Raw genomic sequence first — 23,117 nt, 5'->3', positions numbered from 1 at the left:
GACTAACCGCCGAGGTCAGCGCCCAAATCTGAGTCCGTCACGGTCGGCCGGGTGCGCCCGGTGAGGCGGCGTTCGAACCAGTAGAGCAGCTCGGGGCGCAGCCGGTTGAGCTCGGACAGCGTCATCGGGTCCGGCACATGCACCACCGGCACGCCCAGCTCGTCGGCGACGGTGTCCATGGCGCCGCGGGAGTAGAACTGGCCACGCATCCGCACCAGCAGCTCACCGTCCTGTCCGGTGACGAAGAGCTGCGGTTGGCTGTCGACCGTGCCGCTCTGGTACAGCTCGAGCAGCACGACGCTGGAGATCTGTTCGGCCGGGAAGCTGGTGTGCCGGCCGAAGAACCCGCGTTCGGATACGCCGGTGTCGTCCACCCAGATGCAGGTGCGGAGGAAACCGACGATGCCGACGGCGGCCACGACCATGACCGCCAGCTGGGCGGCGGCCACCGCCGGCCAATCCCCCACGGGGATCGTCAGCCAGTACAGCACGGCGAAAACGGGCGCGAAGAAGGCGATGATCGAGAGGGTTGTCTGGCGCAGCAGATGGCCGTGCGGTCGCAGCACCTGCGCGCGCACAGGCCGACCCGTGATTTTCCCCACCCTTGTTCCCCCTCGCCGGTGTCTTGTTGAGTATGCCCCATGACCCGGCCCCTCAGTAGACACCGTTCGGGGGTCATCCGGCGGCGCGACAGGCCGCGAACGGCCGGGCTCCCGGCCGCACCGCGCGGCCCGTAGAGTGTCAGGGTGAACCCGCGGACGACGAATGGCCGGCGCCCAGCCGGGCCCAGATTTCGGTTGCATCCCGCCCAAGCCGTGGCAACGGGCTTCGCGCTGACCGTGCTCATCGGGGCCGGGCTGTTGTCCTTGCCCGTCGCCAAAGCCGGCCCAGGTGGTGCATCCTTCGCCGAAGCGATCTTCACGGCCACCTCTGCTGTGTGCGTGACGGGCCTCACCGTCGTGGACACCGCGACCTACTGGACGCCGTTCGGCCAGGTGGTGATCCTGCTGCTCATCCAGGTGGGCGGGTTCGGAGTGATGACGTTCGCGTCGGTGATCGGGCTGGCCGTGGTGCGCCGCCTGTCCCTGCGCTCCCGCGTGACCGCGGCTTCCGAGGTGCGCAGTGTGGGCCTGGAGGACGTGAAAGGCCTGGTGCTCGGCGTCGTCACCATTTCCTTGGTGATCGAGACCATTGTGGCGATCCTGCTCAGCCTGCGCTTCCTCATCGGGTACGGCGAGACGGTGGGCCGGTCGGTCTGGCTGGGCGTCTTCCACGCGGTGTCGTCGTTCAACAACGCCGGGTTCGCGCTGTTCACCGACAATCTGATGGGCTACGCCGTCGACCCGTTCATCTGCCTGCCGATCGCTGCCGCCGTGATCCTGGGCGGGCTGGGTTTCCCCGTCATCGTGCAGCTGCGCAAGCACTTCCGGTCTCCGCGGCAGTGGACCATGAACACCCGCATCGTGCTGGCCGGCACGGTGACCCTGCTGGTCGCCGGCACCGTGTACATCACGGCCGTTGAGTGGTCGAACCCCGCCACGCTCGGTCCGCTGGACTGGCCGGCGAAGGTGTTGGTCGGCTTCTTCCAGTCGGTGCAGACCCGCACGGCCGGATTCAACAGCATCGACGTCGGTGCCATGGACTCGGCCAGCCTGCTCGGCATGGACGTGCTCATGTTCATCGGTGGCGGCCCCGCCGGCACCGCGGGCGGTATCAAGGTGACCACGTTCGCCGTTCTGTACTTCATCCTGGTGGCCGAGATCCGCGGCGACGGGGTCGTGAACGTGTTCGGCAAGCGGCTCTCCCGGGCCGTGCACCGGCAGGCCATCACCCTGGTGCTCCTGGCCGTTTTTGTGGTCACGGCCTCGACCGCGGCCCTGATGCTGATCACCGACATCGGCCTGGACGCATTGCTGTTCGAGACCATCTCGGCCTTCGGCACCGTCGGCATGTCCACGGGGATCACAGCGGGATTGCCGCCGGCCGGTCAGGCGATCCTGATCCTGCTGATGTTCATCGGCCGGCTCGGCCCCATCACCTTCGCCTCGGCGCTCGCTCTGCGTGAGCGCCCTCCCGCGTACGAATTCCCCAAGGAGAGGCCGATCATTGGCTAGATTCAGGTCGTCAGCGTTCTCATTGTTCAACCAGCGCGAACCGTCGCGGATGGCCGAGGAAGACTCCGTTGTGGTGATCGGCCTGGGCCGGTTCGGCAGCGCCCTCGCCCTCGAGCTGATGGAGAGCGGTACCGAGGTGCTCGGCATCGACGGCGACGAGGAGATCGTGCAGGCGCACAACCGCCTCCTCACCCACGTGGTGCGTGCCGACTCCACCAAGGAGGAGACGCTGCGGCAGCTCTCCGTGCCGGAATTCAGCAGTGTCGTGGTCGCCATCGGTGGTGATATTCAGGCGAACATCCTCACCGCGTCGCTTCTGCTCAAGCTCGGCATCCCCAACATCTGGGCCAAGGCGGTGAGCGAGCCGCACGGCGAGATCCTGCGCCAGCTGGGGGTGAACCACGTGATCTACCCGGAGAAAGACATGGGCAAGCGCGTCGCGCACCTGGTGCGCGGGGTGATGCAGGACTACATCGACATCGGTGAGGATTTCGCCCTGGTGAAAACGGCTCCGCCGCGGGAGATCCTCGGACTGCCGCTGAGCCAGACGAAGGTGCGCACGGTGCACGGGGTCACCGTCACCGCCTATCACCGCCAGGGCCAGGGCTGGAGCTACACCACCATGGAGACCGTGATCGAGGAGGGCGACATCATCCTCGTCGCCGGGTCCACCGAGCGCGTCGAGTCGTTCAGCCGGTTGCGATGACGAACCCGGCCCGCGACTTCCTGGCCGGCGCCGAGGTCGGCATCCGCGTCGTCGTGCGCACACGCATCGAGGGCGGGTACACGGATGCGCTCGGCTACCTGCGCTCCTGCGACCTCACGCACTGCACCGTGGAGACCAAGCGGGGCACTGTGTCGCTCGCGCTCGCCGAGGTCGTCGCGGCCAAAGAGGTTCCGCCGCCGCCCCCGCCGCGCCCGCGCCGCCACGTCGGCGAGTAGCGCCGCTCTGGTTCGCGTCCCCCTCGTTGGTTGAGCGTGTCGACGTTGATTGAGCGTGTCGAAACCCGGTGACGTGCCTGCGAGAGTCAGCCGCGTTCCCGAGTTCGTCTCGCGGGGTCTACTTCGCCGGGCTCAGCACGGCGTCGACAAGCTCGACCAAGGGAAAGGGTTGCGACCAGCGCACGGTCGCGCACCGCAGGCTGACCGCAGCTCAGACGGGCGGCAGGGCCCCGGCCCGGTGCCGCAAGGCCGCGCCCAGCCGTTCGTCGCCGGTCAGCTCCAGCGCGCGGTCGTAGGCGGCCCGTGCATCCGGCACCCGGCCTGCCACGGCCAGGAGGTGCGCGCGGGTGGCCCAGAACGGCTGGAACGTCCCCGCGTCCGGGCGGTCCAGGGCCAGCGCGTCGAGCGCGTCGAGGCCCGTGGCCGCACCGTCGGCCTCGCCGAGCACCGCGGCCAGCGCCACCCGGGCGCCCACGGTGGGGGAGAGGCGCACGAGCGCCGCGTGCAGGATCTTCAGCGCCGCCCAGTCGGTCACCCCGGAGCGGGCCCGGTCGCAGTGCGCCGACTGGATGGCCGCCTCGAGTTGGAACCGGCCGATCCGGTGCAGGGCCTGTGCGCGCCGGAGGTAGCGCTCGCCGTGTGCGATGAGGGCGGCATCCCAGCGGGCCGGATCCTGGTCGTCGAGGGCGACGACCTCACCCGCGATCCCGGTGCGGGCCGGCGCCCGGGCGAGCGAGAGGGCCAGCAGGGCGGCCAGCCCGAGCACCTCCGGCTCGTCGGGGAGGAGTGCGGCGAGGGTCTCGGCCAGGTACAGTGCCTCGCCGGCCAGCGAATCGGGCGTGCGGCGGGCATCCGCCCCGGCCGTGGGCCAGTCGATCGCATACGCACCGTACACGGCCTCGAGCACCGCGGGCAGGCGCTTGGGCAGGTCGGTCATCGACGGCAGCACGAACGGGATACGGGTGTTGCGGATGCGGCGTTTGGCCCGCACCAGCCGCTGCGCCATGGTCTGCTCCGGCAGGGCGTACGCGGCGGCGATGTCCGCCGCGGTGAGCCCGAGCACGGTGTTCAGCATCAGGGGCGTGCGAATGCCGGGGTCGATGGCCGGGTGGGCGCACACGCAGAGCAGCTCGATGCGCTTGTCGGGGATCGCCTCGACGTCCAGCGCCTCGAGGGCAGCGAGGGACGGGGAGCCCGGGCTCAGGTGGTCGGCCGGGGAGAGCGGACCGTTCCCGGTCGCCGCGGGGCGCTCCGGCGCGCTGTCGTCCAGTGGTGCCCGTAGTCGCACCGCGGCCGATTTCCAGAGGTCCTTGAGCCGGTTGCGGGCCACGGTGAGCAACCATCCCTCCGGGTTGTCGGGCACGCCGTTGCGCGGCCAGGTGGTGAGGGCGCGTTCGAACGCGTCGGCGAGCGCGTCTTCGGCCGCGGCGAGGTCGCCGGTGGGCGCGGCGAGCACGGCGACCAGACGGCCGTAGGAGGCGCGGGCGGCGAGCTCCGCCCGCGCCCGGGCGGTCAGGCGACCTGGTGCCATTCGCCTGCGGTGAAGATGATCGCCGAGGGGCGCACCTCGACGGCACCGTACTGCGCGGCCGGGCATTTGCCGGCCCAGTCGAGGGCGGCGTCCAGGTTGGGCACGTCGATGACGAAGGTGCCGTTCAGGCGCTCCTTGGTGTCGGCGAACGGCCCATCCTGGATCTGCAACGCACCGTCCCTCAGCGACACCGTCGTCGACGAGGCGACGGGCTGCAGGATATCGGCCGAGACGAGCACCCCGGCGGCGTCGAGGGCCTTGGCGTAGGCGTCGAACGCGGCCCGACCCCATTCCATGTCTTCTTCGGTGACGCCGGCGTCGCCGGATTCCTGGCTGATGACGAGGAGTGAATACTGCATGAGATGTCCCTTCCAAGCGTGATTGATACTGACACCCCTGTGACGACTGAGCCAGCCCCCGATCGACATCCGCGCCGCAACTGCAGCCCACGCGGACATGTTGGACGTGGGTCAGGCGGCCGTGGCCTCGGTGGCGGGAGCGTCGAGGGCGGTGGTGTCGCGGCCGACCCGGCCGGCCAGGAGCAGTCCGCCGATCGCCAGCAGGGCGGAGAGGGTGAACGAGGCCGTGTAGGTGGCCGTGCCGCCCAGCGGGGTGACCGCCACGAACACCACCGCGGTGGCCGCGAGCGCCAGCGCGGCACCGATCGAGTCCGCGATGAGCAGCGCCGAGGAGTTGAAACCCTGCTGGTCGGGCGCCGAGAGCCGCAACACCCGCCCGCTCTGCCGGGGCACGAGCGTGCCCATGCCCGCTCCGGCGACGGCCCAGCCGCCGATGGCCAGCGCCGGCGGCAGGCCGAACGCCGCGGTCAGCGCGGATGCCGCGATCGCCACCAGCAACAGCGCACTGCCCAGCCGCATGCTGCTCCGGTCGCTCAGCACGCTGGCGTAGCGGCCCTGCAGCCACGACGCGGTGGCCCAGGTGACACCCGCGCAGCTCAGCGCGAGTCCGGCCAGCACGGGGGAGAGCCGATACTCCCCGGTCAGCAGCGCCGGCAGGTAGACCTCGGTGGAGAGGAACGCCCCCGACACCAGCCCCCGGATGCTCATGACCACGGGCAGCCCGCGCCGGCCGCTCAGAGTCCCGACGGGCAGCAGGGGCCGAAGCGCCACCCCCGCGAGCACGAACGCCAGCCCGGTACCCACCCAGAGCAGGGCGCCGGGCAGCTGAGCCGCCAGGGACGCGCAGAGCACCGCCGCCGCGGCGCCGAGCGACCACAGCATGCGCGACAGGCGCCAGGGGGTCCGCACCGTGGCCGGCCGTTCCCGTTCGGCCGCCGCGACGGAGACCAGCCCGGGTCGCAGCATCACCAGGGCGGCCAGCACGAGCACCACCACGCCCAGGAACACCCAGCGCCAACTCGTGAGCTCGACCACAACCCCGGCAATGAACGGGCCGATCAGCGAAGGAATCACCCAGGCCCCGGCGAAGGCGCCGAAGATCGCCGGATGCATCCGTTGCGGGTAGACACGCGCCACGACGACGTACAGCGACACGCTCAGGGCGCCCCCGCCGAGGCCGTGCACCAGCCGGCCCACGATGAGGGCGGGCATGGATGCGGCGGTGCCGGCGATCACCAGGCCCACGGCGAACAGGGCCACGGCCGTGATCACCACGGGAACGGGCCCGGAGCGGTCCGCCCAGTTGCCCGCGGCGACCATGCCCACGACCCCCACGGCGAGTGGACCGGAGAACGCCAGGGCGTAGAGGGACCCGCCGTTCAGCGCCGCGCTTATGGTGGGCATCACGGTGGTCACGGCCAGGGCCTCGAACGCGGCCAGGAAGATCAGCGCGAGGATCCCGACGGTGACCCAGACGTACTCCTTGGCGAAGATGGAGGGCGTTCGCGGCAGCGCGGACGGGGTCGGTCGGGGAAGGGGCACGAGTGTGATCGTAGAACCTCAACCGCCCTTGAGGTCAAGCCGGGCGGATGCCGCCTCCTGCCCCGCTCCCCGCCGCCAGCCCGCAGTAGCTGTTGCCCGTCCGGACAATTGCGCCCGGCGTACCAGGACCATTTGTCCGCTTCGGCAACAAGTGGCGGGTTAAAGCGGAAACGCCCGCTCGAAGGCGGGCGTTTCACTGGCGGAGAATGGGGGATTCGAACCCCCGAGGGCTTTCACCCAACACGCTTTCCAAGCGTGCGCCATAGGCCACTAGGCGAATTCTCCTGAACCGGTCGATTCGTCAAGACAACGACCAGGGAAAATCTTACCTGCTTCTGGGGGGTCCCGGTGACACGTCGCTCAGCGGCCGGGTTTGGGCGCACGCCCGAGACGCCCTAAACTGGCAATGGCTCCTCGCGTGGCGCTATCTCGGCCAACTCCCCCAGGACGGAAACGTAGCAAGGGTAACTGGGCTCTGGTGGGTGCGCGAGGAGTTTTACTTTGCCCAGAACGCGCCCCGCCGCCGGCCCCATCGAGGCCCGCAACCCGCCCACAGCACGGGCCGCACGCGAATCGCTCAGCCTAGCCCTCTCCAGGCCCCTCATGCGGGACTAACGTCCCCTGCTCTGCATCCGGGCACTTCTTAGACTTGAACAGCGCCAGTGGCGCCCATAGAGCACCTGGAGTCCGTGATGGTTCAGTCGTCCAACGCCACCTCATCATTCACCTGGCCCAGCCGCCTTCCGCACAGCCTGAGCGCCGAAGCTCTCGCCAGTGTGGATGCCTGGTGGCGCGCTGCCAACTACCTTTCCGTCGGGCAGATCTACCTGCTCGACAATCCGCTGCTGCGCGAACCCCTCACCCGGGAGCACATCAAGCCGCGCCTGCTCGGCCACTGGGGCACCACCCCGGGCCTCAACTTCCTCTACGCGCACCTGAACCGGGTCATCCGCGAACGCGAGATCAGCACCCTCTACATCACCGGCCCCGGCCACGGTGGGCCCGGCATGGTCGCCAACGCCTACCTCGACGGCACCTACTCCGAGATCTACTCCGGCATCGACCAGTCCGTCGACGGCGTCAAGGGCCTGTTCCGCCAGTTCTCCTTCCCGGGCGGCATCCCCAGCCACGCGTCGCCGGAGACCCCCGGTTCCATCCACGAGGGCGGCGAGCTCGGCTATGCGCTGAGTCACGCCTACGGCGCCGCGTTCGACAACCCCGACCTGCTCGTCGCGGCCGTCATCGGCGACGGTGAGGCCGAGACCGGACCGCTGGCCACCAGCTGGCACTCCAACAAGTTCGTCAACCCGCTCGAAGACGGCGTCGTGCTGCCGATCCTGCACCTCAACGGCTACAAGATCGCCAACCCCACCGTGCTTGCCCGCATCCCCGAGCACGAACTGCTCGACCTCATGCGCGGCTACGGCCACAACCCGCACATCGTCTCCGGCGGTTTCGACGGCGAAGACCCCCTCGCCGTGCACCAGCGCATGGCGCAGACCCTCGACGAGGTGCTCAACGAGATCGCCGCGATCAAGCGTGCCGCCCTCGCCGGCAGCACCGACCGGCCGCGCTGGCCGATGATCATCCTCAAGACCCCCAAGGGCTGGACCTGCCCACCGGTCATCGACGGCGTGCAGGTGGAGGACTCCTGGCGCTCGCACCAGGTGCCGCTCGTGAACGCCCGCGACACCCAGTCGCACACCGACGTGCTCGAGTCCTGGCTCAAGTCGTACCGGCCGGAGGAACTTTTCGACGAGGCCGGCGCCCCGGTGGGCATCATCTCCGCCCTCGCCCCGCACGGCGACCTGCGCATGAGCGCCAACCCGGTCGCCAACGGCGGGCTGCTGCGCCGCGACCTCAAGCTGCCCAACTTCCGCGAGTACGCCGTGGATGTGCCGTCCCCCGGCGCCACCGTCGACGAGGCCACCAAGGTGCTCGGCATCTGGCTGGCCGACGTCATCCGCGACAACCCCGACAACTTCCGCATCTTCGGACCCGACGAGACCGCGTCCAACCGGCTCGCACCATCCGTCTACGCCGCCACCGACAAGCAGTGGAACGCCGAGTACATCCCCGAAGACACCAACCTCGCCCGTGCCGGCCGGGTCATGGAGATGCTCAGCGAGCACCAGTGCCAGGGCTGGCTGGAGGGCTACCTGCTCACCGGTCGCCACGGCCTGTTCAACTGCTACGAGGCGTTCATCCACATCATCGACTCGATGTTCAACCAGCACGCCAAGTGGCTCAAGGTCACCCGGGAGATTCCGTGGCGCCGCTCGATCTCGAGCCTGAACTACCTGCTGTCCTCGCACGTCTGGCGCCAGGACCACAACGGCTTCAGCCACCAGGACCCGGGTTTCATCGACCACGTCGTGAACAAGAGCGCGGATGTCGTACGCGTCTACCTGCCGTTCGACGCGAATACTCTGCTGTCGATCTACGACCACTGCCTGCGCAGCGTCGACTACGTCAACGTGGTCGTGGCCGGCAAGCAGCCGGCCCCGAACTGGCTCACCATGGACCAGGCCGTCGCTCACTGCGAGCGGGGTCTGGGCATCTTCGAGTGGGCCGGCACCGAAGAGCCCGGCACTGAACCCGATGTGGTGCTCGCCGCCGCCGGCGAGGTGCCCACCCTCGAGGTGCTCGCCGCCGCCGCGATCCTGCGCGAGGCCATGCCCGACCTCAGCGTGCGCGTGGTCAACGTGGTCGACCTCATGCGCCTGCAGTCCGAGGACGACCACCCGCACGGTCTGAGCGACCGCGAGTTCGACGCCTACTTCACCGCCGACAAGCCGATCGTGTTCGCGTACCACGGGTACCCGTGGCTGATCCACCGGCTCACCTACAAGCGCCACGGCCACTCCAACCTGCACGCCCGCGGGTACAAGGAGAACGGAACGACGACGACGCCGTTCGACATGGTCATGCTCAACGACCTCGACCGGTACCACCTGGTGATGGATGTCATCGACCGGGTGCCCGGACTCGGAGCCCGTGCCGGACTGCTTCGCCAGCAGATGCAGGATGCCCGCCTGCGTGCCCGGCAGTACACCCGCGACCACGGGGAAGACATCCCCGAGGTCACCGACTGGGTATGGGCTGGGAACGATGCCGCGGCAGCCGCCGTGCGCGCACTAGACACCACCGGCGGGGATAACGTATAACCGTGGCTCGAAGCATTTACATCACCTCCGCCGAGGGAAATACCGGCAAATCTACTATCGCACTCGGCGTTCTCGACACCCTGTTGCACTCCATCGAGCGAGTGGGCGTCTTCCGCCCCATCGCCCGGTCCAAGCACAAGCCCGATTACGTTCTCGAGTTGCTGCTGAACCACCTGCAGGCCGGCAAGCCCGCAGGCACCAACCCGGCCACCCAGCCGGCGCTCACCTATGACGAGTGCGTCGGCGTCACCTACGACGACGTGCACGCCGACCCTGATGCCGCACTCGCCCGCATCGTGGCCCGCTACAAGGCCGTCGAAGCACAGTGCGACGCCGTCGTGGTCATCGGCAGCGACTTCACCGACGTCGGCAGCCCCACCGAACTGGCCTACAACGCCCGTATCGCCGCGAACCTCGGTGTTCCGGTGCTGCTGGTGCTCGCCGGCCGGGTGGGCTTCGGCCAGGGTGAGGGACTCAGCCAGAGCGATCAGCTCGGCCAGAGCGAACCGCGCACCAGTGACGACATCCGTCAGCTCACCGATGTGGCGCTCACCGAACTGCAGTCCGAGCACGTCTCCCTGCTCGGCGTCGTGGTCAACCGCGCCGACCCCGAGAACCTCAACGGCCTCATCGCCGCGGTGCGCGAGGGCGTCGACAACCTGCCCGACGCACCGGATGCGATGCATGCGGCCGTCGTGCCCGTCTGGGCGATCCCCGAAGACGCGTTCCTCGTGGCCCCGAGCATGAAGACCATCCTCGAAGCCACCCACGGCACCCTGGTGCAGGGCGACCCCGAGCTGCTCTCCCGCGAGGCGCTCAGCGTGGTCGTGGCCGCCATGTCGATGGTCAACGTGCTGCCTCGCCTCACCGAGGGCGCCGTCGTCGTGATCCCCAGCGACCGCCCCGAGGTGCTGCTGGCCGCCCTGATGGCCAACTCCTCCGCGACCTTCCCGTCGCTGGCCGGTGTCGTGCTCGTCGGCGGGTTCCCGCTGCCCGAGGCCATCGAACAGCTCATGAAGGGCCTCGCCCCGTCGGTGCCCATCATCCGCACCGACCTGGCCTCCTACGAGGCGGCGCTGCGCATCACGCACACCCGCGGCCGCCTGGCCGCCGACTCGCAGCGCAAGCACGACACCGCCCTGGCGCTGTTCGAGCAGCACGTCGACGGCAGCGCCCTGCTCGACCGGCTCAAGGTGAGCCGCGCCGACGTGGTCACGCCGCTCATGTTCGAGTACACCCTGCTCGAGCGCGCCCGCCAGACCCGCATGCGCATCGTCCTGCCCGAGGGCGACGACGACCGCGTGCTCCGCGCCGCCGCCACCCTGCTGGCCCGCGACGTGGCCGACCTGATCATCCTCGGCGAGGAGTTCGAGGTGCGTTCGCGCGCCATCGGCCTCGGCCTGGACCTCGCCAAGGCCACCGTCATCAGCCCGTTCGACGACGTGCTGCGGATGCGCTTCGCCGAGGAATACGCGCGCCTCCGCGCTCACAAGGGCGTCACCATCGACCAGGCCCGCGACGTCGTCACCGACGTCTCGTACTTCGGCACGATGATGGTGCAGCTGGGCCTGGCCGACGGCATGGTCTCCGGCGCGTCGCACACCACCGCGCACACCATCCGCCCGAGCTTCGAGATCATCAAGACCCGCCCCGGCGTGTCCGTGGTCTCGAGCGTGTTCCTGATGGCCCTGGCCGACCGGGTGCTCGTCTACGGCGACTGCGCGGTCAACCCCGACCCCACCGCCGCCCAGCTCGCCGACATCGCCATCTCGGCGTCGGAGACGGCCATCGAGTTCGGCATCGAGCCTCGCATCGCGATGCTGTCGTACTCCACCGGCATCTCGGGCAACGGCGCGGATGTCGAAAAGGTGCGGGAGGCCACCGCCATCGTGCGCGAACGCCGCCCCGACCTGGCCGTCGAAGGTCCGATCCAGTACGACGCCGCCGCTGACGCAGCGGTGGCCGCGGCGAAGATGCCGGACTCCGACGTGGCCGGTAAGGCCACCGTCTTCATCTTCCCCGACCTCAACACCGGCAACAACACCTACAAGGCAGTCCAGCGCAGTGCTGGCGCCGTCGCGATCGGCCCCGTCCTGCAGGGCCTGCGCAAACCCATGAACGACCTTTCCAGAGGAGCCCTCGTGCAGGACATCGTGAACACCGTGGCGATCACCGCCATCCAGGCCGCATCGCTCGCAGCGGTGGTGGCAGCCGTATGACCGCCATCCTCGTCATCAACAGCGGTTCGTCCTCGTTCAAGTACCAGCTGATCGACATCGACACCGAGACCGAACTGGCCGGCGGACTCGTCGAGCGCATCGGCGAGGGCACCGGACATGCCCGCCACACCAACACGGCTTCGGACGCTGGCCGCCAGGAGCAGAACCTGCCGATCCCCGATCACACCGCGGGCTTCGCGCTCATGGTCGCCGCGTTCGCCGAGCACGGCCCGCAGCTGGCCGACGCCAACCTCATCGCCGTGGGTCACCGCGTCGTGCAGGGCGGCAGCATCTTCACCGGTCCCACCGTGATCGACGATGCCGTGCAGCAGCAGATCACCGACCTGGCTGACCTCGCCCCGCTGCACAACCCGGCACACGTGCAGGGCATCATCGCGGCTCGCTCGAACTTCCCCGACGTGCCGCACGTGGCCGTCTTCGACACCTCGTTCCACCAGAGCATGCCGGCCGCCGCGTACACGTACGCGATCAACACGGCCCTCGCCGCGGAGCACAGCATCCGCCGGTACGGCTTCCACGGCAGCTCGCACAAGTTCGTCTCCGAGGCCGCAGCCGAGTTCCTCGGCCGCCCGCTCGCCGAGCTGAAGACCATCGTGCTGCACCTCGGCAACGGTGCGTCGGTCTGCGCCGTCGACGGCGGCAAGTCCATCGACACGTCGATGGGCCTCACCCCGCTGCAGGGACTCGTCATGGGCACCCGCTCCGGCGACATCGACCCCGCGGTGCTGTTCCACCTGCACCGCAAGGCGGGTATGTCGATCGAGCAGCTCGACACCATGCTCAACAAGGAGAGCGGCATGCTCGGCCTCACCGGCAACGGTGACATGCGCGACGTCGAAGACGCCGCCGTGGCCGGCGACGCCGTGGCCCAGGCCGCGCTCGACGTGTACTACCACCGCATCAAGGGCTACGTGGGCAACTACATCGCCCAGCTCGGCGGCCTCGACGTCATCGTCTTCACCGCCGGTGTCGGCGAGAACTCCGGCATCATCCGCGAGGGCGCCCTGCGCGGCCTCGAGGGCCTCGGCATCGAGATCGACCCGGCCAAGAACGACCCGTTCTCCCGCGTCGCCCGCGTCGTGTCGACGGATGCCTCGCGGGTCACCGTGCTCGTCATCCCCACCAACGAGGAGCTCGAGATCGCCCGCGAAACCCGCGCGGTCATCTAGCCTTCACCACCCCTGGAGTGGCCCGTTTTCGCTAGTGCGACGGGGCTCCGACTAGCAAATCTGGGCCACCCACGGGGATCCTTCCCGAGGGTGGCCCAGTTCTGCTAGTGCGGGAGGGCTCGCCACTAGCGAGAATGGGCCAGTCTCGACCGCAGTGGGTGCGCGCCGGCCGCGATATTATTCTCGCGTGCGCACCCTTCTGAACATCATTTGGCTCGTGCTGTCGGGTTTCTGGCTCTTCCTGGGCTACCTGGCCGCCGGCGTCGTGTTGTGCATCCTGATCGTCACGATCCCGTGGGGCATCGCGTCCTTCCGCATCGGCCTCTACGCCCTCTGGCCCTTCGGTCGCACCGTTGTCGCCAAGCCCACGAGCGGGGCATTCTCGTTCCTCGGCAACGTGATCTGGGTGATCCTCGCCGGCTGGTGGCTGGCCTTGGCGCACATCGTGTCGGGCATCGCGCTCTGCGTCACGATCATCGGCATCCCGATGGGCATCGCCGACTTCAAGCTGGTGCCGGTCTCGCTCGCGCCGCTCGGCAAGGAGATCGTGCCGGTCGGCACCGGCGAGTTCGATCGGGCCCGCGCCCGCCAGGCGTGAACCCCTCCGCCCCGAACTTTCGTCGTCCGAGAGCGTGACACATCCGCGGTTCACTCCGTCTGACAAGTAACGCGCTTGTCGCATCAGAGCCGCCCCTGGCGGCACCGGCCAACGTCCAGCTCCCGATCGGTCGGCATCCCGAGGAGGAAACATGACCAGTCAGAACAGCACTCCGCCGGCATCCCCGAGTTCCGAGCCCGTGAAGCCCGACGAGGTCGACCCGGAGACCGGAACCGATCCTGAGGGCAAGCCCGTCGAGAACCCATCCGGCTGATACAGCCGGCTGGCATGAAGCGCAGGGAAGACCGTATCTCCGCACCGAATCCCTGGAGCGGTGCAGGGCGCTCAGGCACCGCCCGGGGTCGACAACGGATGCCGGCGTGACGAAACCCGGTCACGACCCGTCTTAGAGGTACGGAGCAGTTCGGGCGGCTTCGATCGTTTCTCAGTGTGGAGGACAAGTGCCTAGACCATTCGTGCGCGGGCCGAGCGTCGCGGCCGCGAGATGACATCCATTCTGCAAGCCAGCATGCCGAGTGGCGCGGAGCAACAACAGGCCCAGATGGCCGAGTTGGCCCGCCGGATCGGGCAGTTGGCCTCGGCGGACCGCATGACGGTCGTGGTCGCGGAGTCCCTGACCGCCGGTCGGATCGCCCAGGCGCTCGGTGGGGCGCCGGACTCCTCGACGTGGTTCGGTGGTGGCGTCATCGCCTCCCAGCCGATCACCAAGTACCGGCTGCTCGGCGTGCAGCCGGGGCCGGTGGTGTCCGCGGAATGCGCGGAGCAAATGGCCAAGGGCGTGCTCGAAAGTATCGGGGCGGATGCGAGCGTGGCGGTGACAGGTGTCGGCGGACCGGGAGCCGAAGAGGGGCAGCCGGCCGGCACCGTGTTCATCAGCGTCGGTACCCGCTGTGGGGTGCGCTCATTTTCCTACCGGTTCAGCGGCTCGCCGGAAACGGTCATCGCGCTCACGACCATCCGGGCGCTGACCCATCTCAAGAACGTTCTCTTGGACTAGACGCCGCGTTCCACGTCAGCGAGAGCGGGCACAGGGGTGCTTCGCGGGGCTGAAGCGGCCCCATGGCCGCTTTCGCGGGCGGGCGGCCGGGGTGCCGGGGTCGTCGGTCAGGGCGCGGGCGGCGGGGCCGTGCTGGCGCGCAGCACGAGGTGGGTGGGCACGATGGTCGTGCCTGGGCCCACGGCGGCGGGGGAGTCGATCTGGCGCAGCAGCTTCTCGATGCAGAGCCGCCCCACCTGGCCGAAGTCCTGGTGCACGGTGGTCAGCGGCGGCCAGAAGGCATCCGCCTCGCGCATGTCGTCGAAGCCGACCACGCTCACCTCGGCCGGCACCGAGCGCCCGGCCTCGTGCATGGCGCGCATGACACCGAGGGCCATCTGGTCGTTCGAGGCGAAGATCGCGGTGACCGATGGGTCGGCGGCGAGGGTGACGCCGTGCCGGTAGCCACTCTCGGCGTTCCAGTCGCCCTCGAGCACGGGCGGCACCGGGGCGCCCGCCGCCTTGAGCGTGGCGCGCCAGGATGCCGTGCGGCGCCCGGCCGAGAAGGACGACTCGGGTCCGGCGATGTGCCAGACCGTCTTGTGCCCGAGGTCGAGCAGGTGCTGGGTGGCCAGCCGGGCACCCTCGGTCTGGTCGGTGTCGACCACGGTGTAGCGCTCGCCCGCATCGGAGTCGACGATCACGACCGGCAGCCCGGTGGGCACGGTGACGTCGATGCGGTCCAGGATGTGCGCTTCCATGATGATCACGATGCCGTCGACGGCCTGCTCGGCGAGCCGGTTGACCGCGCCGGCGACCGCGCCCTGGGTGGGCAGTGCCACGGGGATGAGGGTGATCGAGTAGCCGGCCTGCGCGGCGGCCGTGGCGACGGCGTCGAGCGTGCGCATGTTGCCGAAGCTCGAGAGGGTGAACATGATCACGCCGATGGTGCTGAACTTGCCCGATTTGAGCGCGCGGGCGGCGCTGTTGGGCCGGTAGCCGATCTCTTCCATCGCCGCGAGCACCCGGTCCCGGGTGTCGGCCTCGACGTTGCTGCGGGCGTTGACCACCCGGGAGACGGTCTGGGAGGAGACACCGGCCAGCGCGGCCACATCCGCCATCGAGGGCAGCCGCCCCGGCCGCGCGGACGATGCCGGGCGCGCGTCGTCGGATCCCGTGCCGTCGGTGGGGCGGATCGTTGCCACGTGCTCTCCAGAGTCCCGGAAAAAGTTCCGTATGTTTACGTAAACATGCTAGCGTGCTTACACATCATGTTTACGTAAACATGATTCCCGAGATTCACCATCCACCGCACCACCTCCCGAGTCAGAGAAACAGGCATGACGACGCTGTCAACACTCCCCCCTAGTGGCCAGACACTTCAGAGTCCCCGCAAGCAGCACGTGCAGAAGCGCGACTGGACCGGCTGGAAGTTCATCGGCCCGTTCATGATCGTCTTCGCCCTGGTGCTCATCGCCCCGGTGCTCTACTCGATCTACCTCAGCTTCTTTAAGGACCAGCTCGTCGGCGGCAACTCCTTCGTCGGCTTCGAGAACTACGCTCAGGCTCTCTCCGATCCCAAGTTCTGGGAGTCGATGGGCCGGGTCACCCTGTTCTTCGTCGTGCAGGTGCCGATCATGCTCGGCATCGCCCTGTTCGCCGCCCTCGCCATCGACAGCGCCCGACTGCACCTGTCCAGCTTCTTCCGCATCGCGATCTTCCTGCCCTACGCGGTTCCCGCCGTGGTCGCCACGCTCATGTGGGGCTTCATGTACGGCACCAAGTTCGGCCTGGTCGGCAACCTCAACGACTTCTTCAGCCTCTCCATCCCCGACCCGCTGTCCAGCAGCTGGGTGCTCGCGTCGATCGGCAACATCGTCACGTGGGAGTTCATCGGCTACAACATGATCCTGTTCTATGCGGCCCTCCGGGTGATCCCCACCGACCTCTACGAGGCCGCCTCGCTCGACGGCGCCAACGCGTTCCGCATCATCCGCAGCATCAAGATGCCGGCCCTGCGCCCCGCGATCGTGATCGGCGGCATCTTCTCGGTCATCGGCAGCTTCCAGCTCTTCAACGAGCCGAGCATCCTGCAGTCGCTCGCCCCCAACACCATCTCCACCTACTTCTCACCGAACATGTACGCGTACAACCTGTCGTTCTCCGGCCAGCAGTACAACTACTCGGCAACCATCGCGATCATCGTCGGCCTCATCACCGCCGTCATCGCCTACATCGTGCAGAACTCCGGTTCCAGGAAGGAGGCCTGAGATGTCGACGACTGACCAGACCCACGCACCCGCCGACAAGGCGAAAGCCCCGCGGATGTCGCGCTACACGAGCGAGAAGAAGGCCGGCAAGTCCAACCAGGGCCTGCACACCAAGAAGTCGATCCTGCTCACGGTGATCATGGGCGCGCTGCTCATCTACAGCCTGCTGCCGCTGTTCTGGCTGTTCGTGAACTCCACCAAGACCCAGGCCGAGCTGCTCAACTCGTTCGGCCTCTGGTTCTCCGGCCCGAACGCACTGTGGGACAACATCGTCGCCACCGTCACCTACAACGACGGCGTCTTCGTGCGCTGGTTCGGCAACACGCTGCTCTACGTCGTGGTCGGCGCCGGCGGCGCCACCTTCCTCGCAGCCCTCGGCGGTTACGGCCTGGCCAAGTTCAACTTCCCCGGCAAGAAGGCCGTCTTCGCGGTCGTCCTCGGCGCCGTCGCCATCCCCGGCACGGCCCTCGCGGTGCCGACCTTCCTCATGTTCAGCCAGATGGGCCTCACGAACACCCCGTGGGCGGTCATCCTGCCCTCGCTGATCAGCCCGTTCGGTCTCTACCTGATCTGGACCTACGCGTTGGACGCCGTGCCCACCGAGGTCCTCGAAGCCGCCCGAATGGATGGCGCGGGCGAGTTCCGCACGTTCTTCACCATCTCGCTCAAGCTGTTGGCCCCCGGCCTGGTGACCGTGCTGCTGTTCACGCTCGTGGCCACCTGGAACAACTACTTCCTGCCGCTGATCATGCTCAGCGAACCCACCTGGTACCCGCTGACCGTGGGGCTCAAGCAGTGGAGCGCGCAGGCCCAGACCGTGGGCGGCGACGTCATCTACAACCTCGTCATCACCGGCTCGCTGCTCACGATCGTGCCGATCATCGTGGCGTTCCTCTTCCTGCAGCGCTACTGGCAGTCCGGACTCGCGTCCGGCAGCGTCAAGGCGTAGCCCCAGACCTCTCCGACCGCATCACCGCTTACCCGCACGACCCGCACGACCTGCACCACCACCCGCACCATCCCTACTGCATCACCGAACATCCATTTACAAGGAAGTGAAAGGCATCCCATGAAAGCAACACACAGCACCCTGCGCCGCACCGCGGTCGCCGTGGCCACCGGCCTCGCCCTCAGCCTGTCCCTCGCCGCGTGCTCCGCGGCCGGCGGCGGCTCGGCCGAGACCGGCAACGCCGACGACATCGCCGCGGCGCTCAAGGAGAAGTCGACCATCACCGTCTGGGCCTGGGCCCCTGCGGTGGAAGACATCGCCAAGGCGTTCGAGAAGGAAAACCCGAACGTGACCGTCAAGGTCGTCAACGCCGGAACGGGCAACGACCAGTACATCAAGCTGCAGAACGCGATCAAGGCAGGCTCCGGCGCGCCGGACATCGCCCAGATCGAGTACTACGCCCTGCCGCAGTTCGCGCTCTCCGACGCGCTCGCCGACCTCACCGACTTCGGCTTCGACCAGTACGCCTCCGATTACACCGACAGCACCTGGGGTTCCGTCAACCTGGGCGACGGCATCTACGCCCTGCCGCAGGACTCCGGCCCCATGGCCATGTTCTACAACAAGGCCGTCTTCGACCAGTACGGCATCGAGGTGCCCACCACCTGGGACGAGTACATCGCCGCCGCCGAGAAGCTGCACGCCGCCAACCCGAACGCCTACATCACCAACGACACCGGCGACGCGGGCTTCACCACCAGCATGATCTGGCAGGCCGGCGGCCAGCCGTACACCACCAAGGACTCGACCGACGTCACCCTGAACCTGCAGGACGAGGGCTCGAAGAAGTTCGCCGACACCTGGAACCAGCTGCTCGACAACGACCTCCTCGCTCCCACCCCGAGCTGGAGCGACGAGTGGTACAAGGGCCTGGGCGACGGCACCATCGCCACCCTCAACATCGGCGCCTGGATGCCCGGCAACCTGGAGTCCGGCGTACCGGAAGCCTCCGGTGACTGGCGCGTAGCCCCGCTCCCCACCTACACGGCCGGCGACACCGCCAGCGCCGAGAACGGTGGTGGTGGCGACGCCATCCTCAAGCAGAGCAAGAACAAGCTCGTCGCTGCCGGCTTCCTGCAGTACATGAACGAGGGCGAAGGCACCCAGATCTCGATCGACGCCGGCGGCTTCCCGTCCACCGTCGCCGACCTCGACTCCGATGAGTTCCTCGGCTACGAGAGCGAGTACTTCGGCGGCCAGAAGATCAACGAGGTGCTCGTGCAGTCGGCCAAGGACGTCGTTCCCGGCTGGAGCTACCTCCCGTTCCAGGTCTACTCGAACAGCATCTTCTCCGACACCGTCGGCCAGGCGTACGCCAACAAGGGCGACATCAACGAGGGCCTGACCGCGTGGCAGAAGGCCACCGCCAGCTACGGCAACGAGCAGGGCTTCACCGTCACCGAGAAGTAAGCATCCGCACCACCATCTGAGGAGGGTGGGTCTAGGCAGACCCACCCTCCTGCTGTACCTATCTACTTAAAGAGGATTCCTCCCGTGTTGCACGCCCGGCTCAGCATCTCCCGCGACGACGTGGTCGCCCCAGTCTCGCCCCAGCTCTTCGGCTCGTTTGTCGAGCACATGGGCCGCGCCGTGTACACCGGGATCTACGAACCCGGTCACCCCACCGCCGGCGCGGATGGCTTCCGCCAGGACGTGCTCGACCTCGTACGCGAGCTCAACCCCAGCCTGATCCGCTACCCGGGCGGCAACTTCGTCTCCGGCTTCCGCTGGGAAGACAGCGTCGGCCCGCGCGCCGAACGCCCCACCCGGCTCGACGTGGCCTGGCACTCCGTGGAGACCAACGAGGTGGGCCTGCACGAGTTCGCCGGCTGGGCCGCCGCCGCCGGCGTCGAGATCATGCAGGCCGTCAACCTGGGCACGCGGGGCATCATGGATGCCGCTGCCCTGCTCGAATACAGCAATCATCCGGCCGGCACCGCGCTCAGCGACCAGCGCCGGGCCAACGGGCAGACCGAGCCGTTCGGCATCCGCGTCTGGTGCCTGGGCAACGAGATGGACGGGCCCTGGCAGATCGGCCACAAGACGGCCGAGGAGTACGGCCGGCTCGCCGCCGAGACCGCCCGGGTGATGAAGTGGGTCGACCCCACCATCGAGCTCGTCGTGGCCGGCAGCTCCAACGCCGAGATGCCCACCTTCGGCAACTGGGAACGCACCGTGCTCGAGCACACCATTGAGCTTGTCGACCACATCTCGCTGCACGCGTACTACGAAGAGAAGCCCGGCGACCTGGGCAGCTTCCTCGCCTCTGGCGTGGGCCTTGACCGGTTCATCGGCGACGTCGCCACGGTCATCGACGAGGTGGCCGTGAGCCAGGGCATCGACCGGTTCATCGGCATCAGCGTCGACGAATGGAACGTCTGGTACCAGACCCGGTTCAACGAGGTCGACAAGGAACCCCTGTTCAGCGGCGAGTGGAACACGCATCCGCGCCTGATCGAAGACGAGTACAACGTCAGCGACGCCGTGGTGGTGGGCTCGCTGCTCATCTCGCTGCTGCGCAACAGCGACCGCGTCTCGATGGCGAACCTCGCCCAGCTCGTGAACGTGATCGCGCCCATCCGCTCCGAGCCGAACGGTCCGGCCTGGCGGCAGACCACCTTCTTCCCCTTCGCCCGCACCGCCGCCGCCGCGCGGGGCGACGTGCTGGCCGTCACGATCCACTCCGACAGCTACGAGAGCGCCCAGTACGGCACCGTCGACCTGGTGGATGCTGCGGTGACCGCCACCAACGAGGAGATCGTGTTGTTCCTGGTCAACCGGTCCGCCACCGACCCGCTCACCCTCGAGGTGGACCTGGCCGGCGCCCCCGCCGGATCGGTGCTCTCGGCCGAGAGCCTGTTCGCGCCCGAGGGCGGTGACCGGTTCAGCACCAACGCCGTGGACCACCAGGACACGGTGCAACCGGTGCCCCTGACGGATGTGACGCTCTCCGACGACGGCGAGCTGGCCACGGTCGTGCTGCCCGCGCTGTCCTGGTCGATCGTGCGCCTGACCGCCCGGAGCGCAGCATGAGCGCCGTGGCCTCGACAGGCTCGACCAGCGGGGCCCGCTGGGTGCGCTGGCCCGCCGCGCACACCCTCGCCGACGGCACCGAGAGCCTGCCCGCCGACGCCGCCCGCATCGGCTACGGCGCCGACTACAACCCCGAGCAGTGGCCGGAAGAGGTCTGGGCCGACGACATGCGCCTCATGCGCGAGGCCGGCGTCAACATCGTCTCCGTCGGCATCTTCTCCTGGGCGCTGCTGCAGCCCACGCCCGACAGCTGGGATTTCGGCTGGCTCGACCGCGCCATCGACCTGCTGCACGCCAACGGCATCGCCGTCGACCTGGCCACAGCCACCGCCAGCCCGCCGCCGTGGCTCACCGAACTGCACCCCGAAGTGCTGCCGGTCAACCGCCTCGGTGAGACCATCTGGCCCGGCGGCCGCCAGCAGTGGCGCCCCACCTCGCCTGTCTTCCGTCGCTACGCGCTCGCCCTGGTGGAGAAGATGGCCGAGCGCTACGCCCAGCACCCCGCCCTGTCGATGTGGCACATCAGCAACGAGCTCGGCTGCCACAACGTCTACGACTACTCGGATGACGCCGCGCGCGCCTTCCGTGACTGGCTGCAGGACCGCTACGGCTCGCTCGTAGAGCTCAACCGGGCCTGGGGCACCGCGTTCTGGTCGCAGAACTACACCACCTGGACCCAGATCCTGCCGCCGCGCCTGGCCGCCACGCATCCCAACCCCACCCAGCAGCTCGACTTCGCCCGGTTCTCCAGCGACGCGCTCAAGGACTACCTCGTCGACGAGCGCGAGATCCTGCGCCGGGCGACCCCTGAGGTGCCGATCACTACGAACTTCATGGTGATGGGTGAGACCCGCGGCATGGACTACGCCGACTGGGCCGCCGAGGTGGACGTGGTCTCCAACGACCACTACCTGCTCGTGGCCGACCCGCACCGCTTCGAAGAACTCTCCTTCTCGGCCAACCTCACCGGTCAGATCGCCGGGCGGGCACCGTGGTTCCTCATGGAACACTCCACCAGCGCCGTCAACTGGCAGCCGGTGAACCAGGCCAAGACCCCCGGCCAGCTCCGCCGCGACAGCCTCACCCACCTGGCGCACGGCGCCGACGCGATCTGCTTCTTCCAGTGGCGTGCGTCGCTGGCCGGCGCCGAGAAGTTCCACTCCGCGATGCTGCCGCACGCGGGCTCCGACAGCTCGGTGTTCCGCAGCGTCGCCCGTTTCGGCGGCGAGCTCGCGCGCCTGGCCGAGGTGGCCGGTAGCCGCACGAAGCAGGCCCGCATCGCTGTCCTCTTCGACTGGGACTCCTGGTGGGCCTCCGAGCTCGACTCGCACCCCACCGAGCTGCTCCGCTACAAGGCCGAGGCCATGGCCTGGTACACCGCCGCGCTGGCCAACGGCCTGCAGGCCGACATCGTGCCGGCCCGCTCGGTGCTTGCCGGGCACGGCCTGGCCGGGTACGACCTGGTCATCGCGCCCATGCTCTATGTGGTGCCCGATGAACTGGCGGATGCCCTCGCCGACTACACGAACGCCGGCGGCCATCTCGTGGTCGGTGTGTTCTCCGGCATCGCCGACGCCGATGACCACATCCACCCCGGCGGCTACCCGGGAGCGTTTCGAGAGCTGCTCGGCGTCCGCGCCGAGGAGTTCGGCGGCCTGCTGGCCGGTCAGACCGTGGCCCTGTCCGGTGACCTGCCGGCCGGCTCCACCGGATCGCTGCTGACCCACGACGTGGCGGTGCGGCCCGATGTGGAGGTGCTCGCGCGCTTCGTCGACGGCCCGTTCCCCGGCGTGCCTGCGATCACCGGGCGCACCGTCGGCGCCGGCCGCGCGAGCTTCGTCGCCACGGTGCCCGACCGCGCCGCCCTGGTGGCGCTCGTCGGCCGGTTCGCCGCGGATGCCGGCATCCACTCCCCGCTGCCGGAAGAGGTGCACGGCACCGTGCAGCTCGCCGTGCGTCAGAGCGACAGCCGGGAGTACCTCTTCTACATCAACCACTCGGCGCTGGCCGTGACCGTGCCGCTCGGCGCGGCGGACGGCGACCTCACCGCGGTGGACCTCGGCGGCAGCACCCTCGCGGCCGATTCCCTCACCCTCCCGGCCACCGGCGTTGCCGTGCTGAGCCGAGCCCGAACGGAGGCCTGATC

Annotated in this window: 19 protein-coding genes, 1 tRNA gene and 1 other RNA gene; 15 read left to right on the top strand and 6 right to left on the bottom strand. The window is 68.7% G+C overall.

Translation table 11 applies throughout. The annotated features are described in order from the left end of the window. Positions 1-2: 2 nt before the first annotated feature. Positions 3-602, bottom strand: a complete 600-nt coding sequence (locus DOE79_RS09115; protein WP_162942686.1) for a hypothetical protein — start codon at positions 600-602, stop codon at positions 3-5. Between the two features lie 213 nt (positions 603-815). Between DOE79_RS09115 and DOE79_RS09110 the strand changes: the two genes are divergently transcribed. From DOE79_RS09110 to DOE79_RS09100, 3 genes are read left to right on the top strand one after another with little or no spacing between them, the layout of a single operon-like run. Then, positions 816-2,114 carry a TrkH family potassium uptake protein gene (locus DOE79_RS09110; protein WP_342767958.1) on the top strand — a complete coding sequence of 433 codons (1,299 nt, stop codon included), beginning with the start codon at positions 816-818 and terminating at the stop codon, positions 2,112-2,114. A gap of 49 nt (positions 2,115-2,163) precedes the next feature. Next, positions 2,164-2,820 (top strand): potassium channel family protein, encoded by a 657-nt coding sequence (locus tag DOE79_RS09105; protein ID WP_066592567.1) that lies wholly within the window; start codon positions 2,164-2,166, stop codon positions 2,818-2,820. Further along, positions 2,817-3,056 carry a putative acetyltransferase gene (locus tag DOE79_RS09100; protein WP_120338232.1) on the top strand — a complete coding sequence of 80 codons (240 nt, stop codon included), beginning with the start codon at positions 2,817-2,819 and terminating at the stop codon, positions 3,054-3,056. Before DOE79_RS09105 ends, DOE79_RS09100 begins: the two co-directional genes overlap by 4 nt. A 211-nt stretch (positions 3,057-3,267) precedes the next feature. Here DOE79_RS09100 and DOE79_RS09095 read toward each other — a convergent pair whose 3' ends face one another. The 4 genes from DOE79_RS09095 to DOE79_RS09080 all read right to left on the bottom strand — a co-directional run bounded on the left by DOE79_RS09095 (position 3,268) and on the right by DOE79_RS09080 (position 6,773). Further along, a complete protein-coding gene (locus tag DOE79_RS09095) occupies positions 3,268-4,587 on the bottom strand; it encodes an RNA polymerase sigma factor (protein ID WP_120338231.1) in 1,320 nt (439 codons plus the stop codon). Further along, positions 4,569-4,946 carry a YciI family protein gene (locus tag DOE79_RS09090; protein WP_120338230.1) on the bottom strand — a complete coding sequence of 126 codons (378 nt, stop codon included), beginning with the start codon at positions 4,944-4,946 and terminating at the stop codon, positions 4,569-4,571. The genes DOE79_RS09095 and DOE79_RS09090 overlap by 19 nt, the downstream gene beginning before the upstream one ends. A 111-nt stretch (positions 4,947-5,057) precedes the next feature. Next, complete coding sequence (locus DOE79_RS09085) at positions 5,058-6,488, bottom strand: MFS transporter (RefSeq protein ID WP_245977226.1); 1,431 nt, start codon at positions 6,486-6,488, stop codon at positions 5,058-5,060. A gap of 197 nt (positions 6,489-6,685) precedes the next feature. Next, a tRNA-Ser gene (locus tag DOE79_RS09080) sits at positions 6,686-6,773 on the bottom strand. 120 nt (positions 6,774-6,893) lie between these two features. On the opposite strand from DOE79_RS09080, the gene ffs reads away from it, so the two are divergent. The 7 genes from ffs to DOE79_RS09050 all read left to right on the top strand — a co-directional run bounded on the left by ffs (position 6,894) and on the right by DOE79_RS09050 (position 14,680). After that, positions 6,894-6,990, top strand: an RNA gene (gene ffs / locus DOE79_RS09075) — signal recognition particle sRNA small type. Between the two features lie 190 nt (positions 6,991-7,180). Continuing rightward, a complete protein-coding gene (locus DOE79_RS09070) occupies positions 7,181-9,655 on the top strand; it encodes a phosphoketolase family protein (RefSeq protein ID WP_120338229.1) in 2,475 nt (824 codons plus the stop codon). A gap of 2 nt (positions 9,656-9,657) precedes the next feature. After that, on the top strand, positions 9,658-11,874 hold the full coding sequence (gene pta, locus DOE79_RS09065; RefSeq protein ID WP_120338228.1) for a phosphate acetyltransferase: 2,217 nt from the start codon (positions 9,658-9,660) through the stop codon (positions 11,872-11,874). Further along, on the top strand, positions 11,871-13,064 hold the full coding sequence (locus DOE79_RS09060) for an acetate/propionate family kinase (RefSeq protein ID WP_120338227.1): 1,194 nt from the start codon (positions 11,871-11,873) through the stop codon (positions 13,062-13,064). Before pta ends, DOE79_RS09060 begins: the two co-directional genes overlap by 4 nt. 187 nt (positions 13,065-13,251) lie before the next feature. Beyond that, positions 13,252-13,662, top strand: coding sequence for a YccF domain-containing protein (locus tag DOE79_RS09055; protein WP_120338226.1), 411 nt, complete (start codon positions 13,252-13,254; stop codon positions 13,660-13,662). Positions 13,663-13,813: 151 nt separating this feature from the next. After that, a complete protein-coding gene (locus tag DOE79_RS21030) occupies positions 13,814-13,936 on the top strand; it encodes a hypothetical protein (protein WP_281270299.1) in 123 nt (40 codons plus the stop codon). A gap of 231 nt (positions 13,937-14,167) precedes the next feature. Further along, complete coding sequence (locus DOE79_RS09050) at positions 14,168-14,680, top strand: CinA family protein (RefSeq protein WP_120338225.1); 513 nt, start codon at positions 14,168-14,170, stop codon at positions 14,678-14,680. Positions 14,681-14,787: 107 nt separating this feature from the next. Here the strand turns inward: DOE79_RS09050 and DOE79_RS09045 are convergent, their stop codons facing one another. Further along, positions 14,788-15,780 carry a LacI family DNA-binding transcriptional regulator gene (locus tag DOE79_RS09045; protein WP_120340241.1) on the bottom strand — a complete coding sequence of 331 codons (993 nt, stop codon included), beginning with the start codon at positions 15,778-15,780 and terminating at the stop codon, positions 14,788-14,790. Positions 15,781-15,999: 219 nt separating this feature from the next. On the opposite strand from DOE79_RS09045, the gene DOE79_RS09040 reads away from it, so the two are divergent. The 5 genes from DOE79_RS09040 to DOE79_RS09020 all read left to right on the top strand — a co-directional run bounded on the left by DOE79_RS09040 (position 16,000) and on the right by DOE79_RS09020 (position 23,115). After that, positions 16,000-16,929, top strand: coding sequence for a carbohydrate ABC transporter permease (locus DOE79_RS09040; RefSeq protein WP_120338224.1), 930 nt, complete (start codon positions 16,000-16,002; stop codon positions 16,927-16,929). A gap of 139 nt (positions 16,930-17,068) precedes the next feature. Continuing rightward, positions 17,069-17,878, top strand: coding sequence for a carbohydrate ABC transporter permease (locus DOE79_RS09035; protein ID WP_425455719.1), 810 nt, complete (start codon positions 17,069-17,071; stop codon positions 17,876-17,878). A 120-nt stretch (positions 17,879-17,998) separates the two neighbouring features. Then, entirely contained in the window at positions 17,999-19,348 is a 1,350-nt protein-coding gene (locus DOE79_RS09030) for an ABC transporter substrate-binding protein (protein ID WP_120338222.1), read from the top strand. Positions 19,349-19,432: 84 nt separating this feature from the next. Beyond that, on the top strand, positions 19,433-20,971 hold the full coding sequence (gene arfA / locus DOE79_RS09025) for an arabinosylfuranosidase ArfA (protein WP_220094304.1): 1,539 nt from the start codon (positions 19,433-19,435) through the stop codon (positions 20,969-20,971). Further along, on the top strand, positions 20,968-23,115 hold the full coding sequence (locus tag DOE79_RS09020; RefSeq protein ID WP_120338221.1) for a beta-galactosidase: 2,148 nt from the start codon (positions 20,968-20,970) through the stop codon (positions 23,113-23,115). The genes arfA and DOE79_RS09020 overlap by 4 nt, the downstream gene beginning before the upstream one ends. Positions 23,116-23,117 lie beyond the last annotated feature (2 nt).

The organism is Cryobacterium soli, from assembly GCF_003611035.1.
Classification (GTDB): domain Bacteria; phylum Actinomycetota; class Actinomycetes; order Actinomycetales; family Microbacteriaceae; genus Cryobacterium; species Cryobacterium soli.
The sequence above is the reverse complement of the archived record's forward strand: the minus strand, read 5'-3'. Positions and strand labels throughout refer to the sequence as shown.

Excerpts from the sequence above, each read along its gene's own strand:
- DOE79_RS21030 (WP_281270299.1), top strand. The coding sequence starts at position 13,814 with ATGACCAGTCAGAACAGCACTCCGCCGGCATCCCCGAGTTCCGAGCCC.
- DOE79_RS09070 (WP_120338229.1), top strand. The coding sequence starts at position 7,181 with ATGGTTCAGTCGTCCAACGCCACCTCATCATTCACCTGGCCCAGCCGC.
- DOE79_RS09100 (WP_120338232.1), top strand. The coding sequence starts at position 2,817 with ATGACGAACCCGGCCCGCGACTTCCTGGCCGGCGCCGAGGTCGGCATC.
- DOE79_RS09030 (WP_120338222.1), top strand. The coding sequence starts at position 17,999 with ATGAAAGCAACACACAGCACCCTGCGCCGCACCGCGGTCGCCGTGGCC.
- DOE79_RS09020 (WP_120338221.1), top strand. The coding sequence starts at position 20,968 with ATGAGCGCCGTGGCCTCGACAGGCTCGACCAGCGGGGCCCGCTGGGTG.
- DOE79_RS09090 (WP_120338230.1), bottom strand. The coding sequence starts at position 4,946 with ATGCAGTATTCACTCCTCGTCATCAGCCAGGAATCCGGCGACGCCGGC.
- DOE79_RS09040 (WP_120338224.1), top strand. The coding sequence starts at position 16,000 with ATGACGACGCTGTCAACACTCCCCCCTAGTGGCCAGACACTTCAGAGT.
- DOE79_RS09045 (WP_120340241.1), bottom strand. The coding sequence starts at position 15,780 with ATGGCGGATGTGGCCGCGCTGGCCGGTGTCTCCTCCCAGACCGTCTCC.
- DOE79_RS09105 (WP_066592567.1), top strand. The coding sequence starts at position 2,164 with ATGGCCGAGGAAGACTCCGTTGTGGTGATCGGCCTGGGCCGGTTCGGC.
- DOE79_RS09035 (WP_425455719.1), top strand. The coding sequence starts at position 17,069 with ATGGGCGCGCTGCTCATCTACAGCCTGCTGCCGCTGTTCTGGCTGTTC.
- DOE79_RS09060 (WP_120338227.1), top strand. The coding sequence starts at position 11,871 with ATGACCGCCATCCTCGTCATCAACAGCGGTTCGTCCTCGTTCAAGTAC.
- DOE79_RS09095 (WP_120338231.1), bottom strand. The coding sequence starts at position 4,587 with ATGGCACCAGGTCGCCTGACCGCCCGGGCGCGGGCGGAGCTCGCCGCC.
- DOE79_RS09050 (WP_120338225.1), top strand. The coding sequence starts at position 14,168 with ATGACATCCATTCTGCAAGCCAGCATGCCGAGTGGCGCGGAGCAACAA.